This is a genomic window from Deltaproteobacteria bacterium, from assembly GCA_022340465.1.
Lineage (GTDB): Bacteria > Desulfobacterota > Desulfobacteria > Desulfobacterales > B30-G6 > JAJDNW01.
The window spans coordinates 1-8,859 of sequence record JAJDNW010000158.1; the positions used below are offsets into that span (position 1 = coordinate 1).

Annotated in this window: 8 protein-coding genes; 1 reads left to right on the top strand and 7 read right to left on the bottom strand. The window is 54.0% G+C overall.

The window, feature by feature from the left end; translation table 11 throughout:
- The 7 genes from LJE94_19210 to LJE94_19240 form a co-directional block, all read right to left on the bottom strand.
- Window positions 1-852 (bottom strand): ABC transporter substrate-binding protein (locus tag LJE94_19210; GenBank protein ID MCG6912227.1); only part of this gene is annotated, 852 nt, incomplete at its 3' end.
- Window positions 853-1,079: 227 nt separating this feature from the next.
- Window positions 1,080-2,135, bottom strand: a complete 1,056-nt coding sequence (locus tag LJE94_19215) for a branched-chain amino acid ABC transporter permease (protein MCG6912228.1) — start codon at window positions 2,133-2,135, stop codon at window positions 1,080-1,082.
- A 3-nt stretch (window positions 2,136-2,138) separates the two neighbouring features.
- On the bottom strand, window positions 2,139-3,026 hold the full coding sequence (locus LJE94_19220) for a branched-chain amino acid ABC transporter permease (GenBank protein ID MCG6912229.1): 888 nt from the start codon (window positions 3,024-3,026) through the stop codon (window positions 2,139-2,141).
- The gene (locus LJE94_19225) at window positions 3,026-4,951 is read right to left on the bottom strand and encodes an AMP-binding protein (GenBank protein MCG6912230.1); all 1,926 of its coding nucleotides are present in this window, start codon (window positions 4,949-4,951) and stop codon (window positions 3,026-3,028) included. Before LJE94_19225 ends, LJE94_19220 begins: the two co-directional genes overlap by 1 nt.
- A 19-nt stretch (window positions 4,952-4,970) precedes the next feature.
- Window positions 4,971-5,765, bottom strand: coding sequence for an ABC transporter ATP-binding protein (locus tag LJE94_19230; GenBank protein ID MCG6912231.1), 795 nt, complete (start codon window positions 5,763-5,765; stop codon window positions 4,971-4,973).
- A 77-nt stretch (window positions 5,766-5,842) separates the two neighbouring features.
- A complete protein-coding gene (locus LJE94_19235) occupies window positions 5,843-6,661 on the bottom strand; it encodes an ABC transporter ATP-binding protein (protein MCG6912232.1) in 819 nt (272 codons plus the stop codon).
- Between the two features lie 33 nt (window positions 6,662-6,694).
- Window positions 6,695-8,197 carry a long-chain-fatty-acid--CoA ligase gene (locus LJE94_19240; protein ID MCG6912233.1) on the bottom strand — a complete coding sequence of 501 codons (1,503 nt, stop codon included), beginning with the start codon at window positions 8,195-8,197 and terminating at the stop codon, window positions 6,695-6,697.
- Between the two features lie 152 nt (window positions 8,198-8,349).
- Here LJE94_19240 and LJE94_19245 point away from each other — a divergent pair.
- The coding region (locus LJE94_19245) for an IS1595 family transposase (GenBank protein MCG6912234.1) at window positions 8,350-8,859 on the top strand (510 nt) is incomplete at its 3' end.

Consider the following 8,859-nt stretch of genomic DNA (forward strand, 5'->3'; position numbering starts at 1 on the left):
GCCCATGGCCTCGGCGAACACGGCGGCGTGTCCCGGCAGAGCGACCCCGAAAGTCATTTTATAATCCTGATACGGTCCCATCCCCAGTCTGACCATCTCCTTGACCGTTGGCTGCGAACCGGGATTGATCATGACACCCAGGGCAAGATCCACCCCTTTTTGTTTCAGCCACGTAAGCTGGGTGGTGGGCGGCGATGTCGGTACCAGCGGCACATACTGGGTCCCCACAAACTCATAACCGATCTTTTCGAGATAGGCTTTCATCTCAGGGATCTCGATCGACCGGCCCATGGCGTTGTCGGCCGTCAGGTAGGCGACTCTCGGCTTTCTCGCTTCTTTCCAGTTCGCCTTGAACCAGTCGGCGATGGCGGCACAGGAATCGGTATAGATCGGGTAATAGGTAAAAATACTTTGCGGCGGGGTCAAAAGGTAGGACCCACTGGCCATGCTGGTGGCTCCCATCTGGTCTTCCCATAATCGGTCCTTGAGCGCCAAAGCTATGGGAGATCCCGATATCCGGGCGACCAGCATCCCCTTGGCCTTGAGCTCTTCGTAAATCGACAGCGCCTTGGGCGGCTTGAGCTCGTCATCCCGCCACAGCACTTCCAGTTTTACATCAGCGGGAAATTTCTCATCGCGCCACGGAGCCATGCTTTTGGTTTCATTTACATAAGCGACATAGTCCTCGATGCCGGCCAAGACGGCCGCTGAATCCTCGGCAAATGGCCCGGTCAGCGACTGGGTGCCGCCGACATACAGGACTTTCTCGGCTTGTGCATCGGCGGTGCATAAAGTTGTTGCCACCATCAAAATGACCGCGAAAGTTGCTAACATCCATCTGTTTTTAGCCATGACTTATCTCCTTTCTGCTGGTTTGTTATTTGGTTTGGAAAGTTCAATTGCCTTCAGTCAAACTTGACAGTCTATATGTTAGGACGATGCCAGTCTCCCACCTTCTCCACTTCCCCACTTCCCCACTTCTCCACTTCTCCACTTCTCACTCTCAGTCCTCAGTCCTCATTACTCAGCCCTTCACCATTTCTCCATCCTTGGCCATATAGTACATGCAACAATGGGGTTTATTCCAACGCCTCATGCGAAAAGGGCCACAGCCTGAAGTAATTTTTGATCATTTCCCATCTGTGATGAAGCCCCCGGGGTTCGAAGATAAGGAAGATGATGATAATCAACCCATGGGAAATAAGTGCCAGCGAAGCAGCGGCCTGCGGGGCGACGGCGGCGGCCAGGACCGGTCCGATAATGGTGACGAGTTCATCCAGCAGTTTGAGGGCAATCACCCCAAAGATCGCGCCGGCCGTGTTTCCCATGCCTCCCACGATCAACATCCCCAAGTACCACACGGAATCCATAAACGGAAATTGTTCGATGCTGGCAAATCGCACATAGTGAATCAGCAGCGATCCGGCCGCGCCGGCATAAATACAGCCGATAAAAAATGCCTGCAGCTTGTAGCTCCACAGACTGACACCCATGACCTCCGCCGCCAGGTCGTTGTCCCGGATGGCGATAAAGGCCCTTCCGGCCCTGGTCCGGACGATATTGTGCGCCGTGATCGTGGCCAGAGCTGCAAAAATCATTACCAGGTAGTAATAGTTGGTTTTGGAACTCAGCGCGATGGGGCCCAGCATCGGTTTGGGCACAAGCAGCCCATCCGTACCGCCGGTGATACCGCGCAGCTGTATGATGAACCAGATAATGATAAATTGGGCCGCAATGGTCGCCATAATAAGATAAAAGCCCTTGATTTTCAATGACGGCAGGCCGAAGAGCAAACCTGCAATTCCCGCCGCCACAGCACCGCAGGGCAGCGCTGCCCAGAACGGCCAGCCGAGCTTGGCGCACAAAATTGCGGAGGTATAGCCGCCGACCGCCATAAACCCCGAATGGCCGATGGATATCTGCCCGCAGTAACCGGTGAGAATATTCAGACCGTGGACGCTGATTACGGCGATACCTATCGTAGTCAGAATGGTCAGCATCCTGTCGCTGGAAAAAAGGGGACAGATGCATAGCAAGAAAACCAGCGCCGCCGAAGCGCCCCACTGCAGCCTGGTCTGAAAGACGGCCATATCCTCGGCATAATTTTCGTGAAAAGTTCCGGTACGCAAACCCATCGGCTAAACCCTTTCTATATGCGCAAGACCAAAGAGCCCGTGCGGCCTGAATACCAGCACGACGATCATCACGAAAAACGGGAATACCTGGGCCAGTCCGCCGCCGGGCAGCAATGGATCCAGGTACCCGGCTGCGACGTTTTCAAGCATCCCCAGTATGATTCCGGCCACAATGGCTCCGCCGACGGAATTTGTCCCGCCCAGAAGTACGACCGCGAATGCCTTGAGGCCGACATCGGCGAGCTCCATATTCGCGCCGGAGACGCCCCCCAGCAGAATGCCGCCGATGACACCGACGACACTGGCAATCACCCAAGAAACGGCGTAGACGGTTGTCGCCCTGATGCCCACACTTTGCACCACCTGCAAATCTTCGGCCGTGGCCCGCATGGCCAGTCCGATCTTGGTGTAGCGGAAAACGAACATAAGTATCGCCACGCAGACAACAGAGACGATAAGCCCGATCAAAGACTCCGAAGGGATCGATATGGAACCGACCCTCATGGTTATCGTCGGCAGCAATCCATGATACGCCTTGTACTCGGCGCCCCAGAGCAGCGTTGCCAGCCCGCCCAACACCGTGGAAAGCGCGATGGTCATCATGACCACGGCCAGGACCGGCTGCCCAATCATCGGGCGCAGCATCAGCCGCTCGATGAGCAGCCCCATGATGGCGGCCGTCGCGATGGCCGCCGGCAGCGCTGCCCATATCGGTAACCCCAGCGGCACCAGAAAGGTCCAGCCGAGATAGCCGCCGATCAAAACAAAGTGCCCCTGGGCAATGTTAAACACCTCGGAGCATTTTAAAATGATCACAAAGCCGATCGCGATCAGCGCATAGATCATGCCCTGGGAAAAGCCTGTTACGATTAGTTGCAGAAAAAAAGTCATCAGCCGGCTCCTTCGACAGACTGGATTCGAAGCCATGTTTCGCCGGCGCCCGTCCCCCCGTCACGCTTTGCCTCCCGGGCATCGATGGGCACCGTGTCCTCGTCTTTTTTTAGAGCATCCACATAGCTGCGGTAGCGTTCATCCAGAAAAGCTCTTCTCAGGTTTCTGGTTCTGGTCAGCTCGCCTTCGTCGGGATCGAACTCCTTGGGGAGGTTGATGAATTTTTTTACCCTGGCGCCGGCCAGCATCGTTTGGTTGACGCTTGCGATGTCCTGTCTTATCAGCTCGTAAACTTCGGGCGCCCGGCAAAGCTCGGCAAAAGAGGTAAACGCCAACCTGTTCCGGCCCGCCCATCTGCTGACGGTATCATAGTTGATGACGATAAGCGCCGCCAGGCAGGCACCTTGCGGACCGGCCACTACCCAGGCATCTTTTATATGGGGGTTGGCTCTCAGTCGGCTTTCAATCAACTGGGGAGCCACTTTATGGCCGCCGGGAAGTTGCACAAGGTCTTTGAGCCGATCCGTAAAAACGATGTGCCCGTCTTCCCGAACCGAGCCGCTGTCGCCGGTGTGAAACCAACCGTCTTCCAGCACGGCGGCCGTCCCCGCGGGGTCTTTGTAATAGCCGGTAAAAATCCCCGGCTGCCGATATTTTATTTCACCGCAGGCGCTGATGCTAACCTCCGTTCCCGCCTGAGGAGGTCCGACCGTCTCAAAATGGATCTCATCATTCCCGGCGCCGGTGAGCACCCCTCCTTCGGCAGTTCCATACAGGCTTTTGAGCGGAATATTCAGGGCGTGGTAGAACCTGAAGGCAACCGGGCTGAGTATCGCACCGGTCGAATAGCAGATCCTGGCATTTGACAACCCCAGGCTGTGTTTGATGGATCTGAACAGGAAAATATCCGCCAAATAATAAAGCAGCTTCACCCCTGTTCCCGCGGCTTGCCGGCGGTATCTCAAATCGGCGGCTTTATAGCCGACCGGCATCAAAAGCCGGTAGGCAAACCGCTTGACGGCATCCGAACCCATGATTCGCGCCTGAACCGCAGCGGCCTGGCTTTCCCATAGCCGCGCCCCGTAAAATACGATGCTGGGTCCGGTTTCCCTGCTGTCGCGCTGCTGGGTTTCCGGTGCTTCGGCAAAGTTCAGGATGCCGGCCGACAGCAGGTGGCAGCCGATGCAGATCAATTGCTCATTGATCCAGACGGGCGGCAGGTTGGGGACGACATTATCATTCTCAGTCCAAGGATCCAGCCGCAGCAGACAGGCGGCGCCTGCTTTTAATGTGCGGTGGGTGTGGACGGCTCCTTTGGGCACGGCCCCTGTTGTCCCCGCAGTGTAGATGATGGCGCATTCGTCATCCGCTTTGCCGCCGGCCACATTCTGCTCGAAAAGGCCGGGGTGTTCGGCCTCATAAGTTTGTCCAAATTGCAGAGCCGCCCTGTATCCGACCAGAATCTCATCATCATAGTGAGCAAGCCCCTTGTAGTTCCAGTAAATAACTTTTTTAAGAAGGGGAAGCGCGTCTTTAATTTCGAGAAGCTTATCGACCTGCTCCTGGCCTTCAACAACCGCAAAGCGTGCCTCACAGGTGTCCGCAATGTATTTTATTTCCGCCGGCAGGAGTTCCGAGAACAATCCCACGGACAGGCCGTGATTGGCCTGAGCGGCCAGCTCGGCGCAATACCACTGGGGGGCATTGTCGCCGATGATCAGCAACTTGTCTCCGGGCCCGAAGCCAAAAGCCAGCAGACCAAGTGCCAGATGTTTCACATCGAGATAATAGTCCTTCCAGGTAAAAGGCTGCCAGACGCCATAGTGTTTGCGGCGCATCGCGCGGCGTCGAGCGCCATATTTTTCGTAATTGTATTTGAGTATCTTGGGCCAGGTATCACCCTTTTCCTGGTAGAGCTGCTCCATCCTGATCGTTACTTCCCCCCTAACCCAACCACCGTTTTTTGCGCCGGTAGTGTTTGACCTCACGATAACTCTTCTGGGAGCCGACTGCCGACAGCCCCATATAGAATTCGCGCACGTCCTCATTATCCTTTAAATTTTCGGCCGGACCGCTCAGAACCACCCGGCCGTTTTCCAACACATAGCCGAAATCGGCGATACCCAGGGCCGCTCTGACATTTTGTTCCACCAGAAGTATGGCCATCTTTTGCTCTGCGTTGATTTTTTTTATAATTGCAAATATTTCCTGCACCATCAGCGGCGCAAGGCCCAGCGACGGTTCATCCAGCAGCATCAGTTTAGGACGCGCCATGAGGGCCCGCCCGATCACCAGCATTTGCTGTTCACCGCCGGACAGATACCCGCTCATCCGGCGGCGGAGGCGTTTGATGGGCGGAAAATATTCAAAGACCATCTCAAGATCCTGCCTGACGCCTTGGCGGTCTTTGCGGCAGTAAGCACCCACGAGCAGATTCTCCTCGACGCTGAGGTGTTCGAGAACCCGGCGTCCTTCCATGGCCTGGCTGATGCCCAAAACCGCAATATGTTCGGGACCCAGCCGCTCTGTGCGCTTGCCGTTAAACTCGATGCTGCCGTAGGTGACTTCGCCCTCTTCGGTCTTGAGCATCCCCGAGATGGCCTTGAGCGTCGTGGTTTTGCCGCCGCCGTTGGCTCCGAGCAGCGCCACGATCCGGCCGTCGTCCACCGTCAGCGATACACCGCGCAGCACCCGGATGACATTCATGTAGACGACTTCGATATTGTTGACTTGCAGCATTTTGTCTTTCTATCAGCCTTTTTTAACTATGAGCTATGAGCTTTCAGCTTTGAGCTTCTTTTCTTGCACCCGAAACCTCATCCTTCCTTGCCCAAGTAGGCACTGATAACCTCCGGATTCGTTTTAATCTCATCCGGAGTTCCCTCGGCAATCTTGCGTCCAAAATCAAGGACCACTATCCTGTCGGCGATGTCCATCACCACCCCCATGTCATGTTCGACCAGAATGATGCTGCGAATCCCATCCCTGAGAACCGGGGTGTCCGGGTAGGTGTCCCCCTGCCCCTCAAAGATGTCAAGAATGAAGCGGGCAATGTCCTCCTTTTCCTCCAGATTCATCCCGGCCATGGGCTCGTCGAGCAGCAGAACTTTCGGCTCCAAAGCCAGTGCTCTCCCCAACTCGACTCTTTTCTGCATGCCGTACGGTAATACGCCGACGACTCGTTTTCTCATCGGCGCCATTTCCAGGAAGTCGATAATTTCCTCGACAACCCGGCGGTGCGCGATTTCTTCCCGCAGCGCCCGGCCAAAGTAGAGCGCACCGTCAATGAAATTCTGCCTCATCAGCACATGCCGGGCAGCCATGATGTTATCCTGAGTGCTGAGCCCCGTATATAGCTCGATGTTCTGGAAGGTTCGCGCAATGCCGAGTTTGGTCAGTTTATCGGGGCGCATACGGGTAATTTTTTTCCCATCGAAATAGATCTCGCCCTCTTGGGGTTTGTAGAAGCCGTTGATGCAATTGAGCAGGGCGGTCTTGCCGGCCCCGTTTGGTCCGATGACGGCCAGGATTTCATTTTCCCCGGCGTTCAGGCTGACCTCGTTAAGGGCAAAAACGCCGCCGAAACTTAGCATCAAGCGGTCAACTTGCAGTAAAACGTTTCTTTCCGTTTCCATTGTTTATAATTTCCAAACAATCATTTTCCTGAATCATTCTCCTGTAAACGCTTTGCGGATTTCGCGTTTTAAAATCTTTCCGGCCGGGGATTTTGGCAGCTCCTCAACAAACAGAATTTTCTTGGGCGCCTTGTAGGAGGCAATGTGCTTTTTGCAATAATCGATTAAATCCTTTTCGGAGCACTCGCGGCCTTGCTTTCTTTTAACAAACGCCGAAACCGCCTCGCCGTATTCGGGGTGGGGCATGCCGATCACCGCGCACTCTTCGACCGCCGGATGGGTGTAAAGGATCTCCTCCACTTCAGTCGGATAGACGTTCAACCCGCCGCTGATGATCAGGTCTTTGATGCGGTCAACGATATACAGGTACCCATCTTTGTCCAGCCGGCCGATGTCTCCGGAATGCAGCCATCCGTTGTGCAATACCTTACCGGTCTCTTCAGCTTTGTTGAAATACCCTTTCATGATATTGGGACCGCGAATGATGATTTCACCGGATTCGCCGGGTGGCAGTTCGTTGTCTTCCTTGTCCACTATTTTTATTTCGACAACGCCCGCCGGGGTGCCCACCGATCCGACCCTATGACGGTAAAGGTGATTAAAGGTAACCAGCGAAGACGTTTCGGTCATTCCATAAGCTTCGTGTATGATCAGGTTGAATTTTTCCTGCCACCGGCGCACGATTTCAGAGGCCATGCTGGTTGCCGCCGAAAAACAGTAATTGACCGATGTAAGATACTTGCGGCTGTCGGGGGTACCCAATAAGCGGATATATACGGTCGGAACGGAATAGAGGCGGGTGATTTTCTCACTTTGAACCGAGGAAAGCAGCCGATCCATATCGAAGCTTTTGTGAAGCACCAGGGTGCCGCAGCCGTAAAGCGTCGAATTCATGATGTGAACGCCGCCAAACACATGGTTTAAGGGTAAAAAACACAGGGCCACATCCTCAGGAACCGCCCGCTCGTGGTAGCACACGTTTTGGGCGCTGTATAAAATGTTGCAGTGGGTCAACATCGCGCCTTTGGGAGTGCCGGTCGTGCCGCCGGTAAAAAGAATCGCACATTCGTCGTTTACATCACAATCCACCGGCCGAAAGGGTTTGTTGAGAGCCGAACGGCTATCGAAAACAGATGCCAAATGTCTGTCATTTTCCCAAACCACCACATCTTTCAGGCTCGGAACCGCCTCCTGTTGCGGAACCTGGGGCAAAAGCGCGTCAGAGGTTATCATCGCCGAAACCGGACAATCATTGAACAGGTGCGCCAGTTCCTTGTGTTTGTAGGCTGAACTTGCACAGACCGCCACAGCGCCCAGCCGGATGATGCCGTAATAGGCCGCCACCCATTCCGGGCGGTTGGGCATAAATATAGCGACCCGGTCTCCACGGCCAATACCATGCTCGCTGAGATAAAAAGCGACGCGCTCAATCGCAGATTTAAGGCGTCCGTAAGTGAAGCGGCGCCGGTCTGAGACCAAAGCCGTCTTGTCCGCAAAATTTATGGCGGCCCGGTCGATAATGCTGGAAAGATTCAATCCGTATCCTCTCTCTGAGTTTTAAACTGCCGCAATCCAACCTCGTTTGGTGTGGTACTATATTTTCTAAAAATCCGCGGATTGCCCCGATGAAATAAAAGAAAAGGGGTCTTGACTAGAACAGGGCTAAAATAATAGCCTAAGTTCCTGTCATGACATTAAAAAATAGATATGTAAAACGCGCAAAAGTTTCAGAGGCTAAATTCAGGCTTTTGATCAGGTATTTTGTCCATGATTTGGAAGCCAAAACGATCGCCTCTTTAATTGGTTTAAATAGAAATACTGTTAACCGGTATTTGACTCTTATCAGGAAAAGAATCGCCGAGTATTGTGAGCAACAGTCTCCCGTTCAAGGAGAAATCGAAGTTGATGAATCCTACTTTGGTGGTAAAAGAATCAAGGGTAAACGGGGACGAGGGGCCTATAGAAAGACGCCGGTATTTGGCATCTTTAAACGTGGGGGTAAAGTATACACTGAAGTCGTCCCTGATTGCGCGAAAGCCACGCTCCAAGCCATCATACGCGGCCGAGTGGATCCTGATAGCATCATCCACTCTGATGGATGGCGTGGCTATAATGGCCTTGTAGACCTGGGCTATAAAAAGCATTATCGGGTAAACCACGGAGCTGATCAATTTGTTGATCGTAAATGCCATATTAAC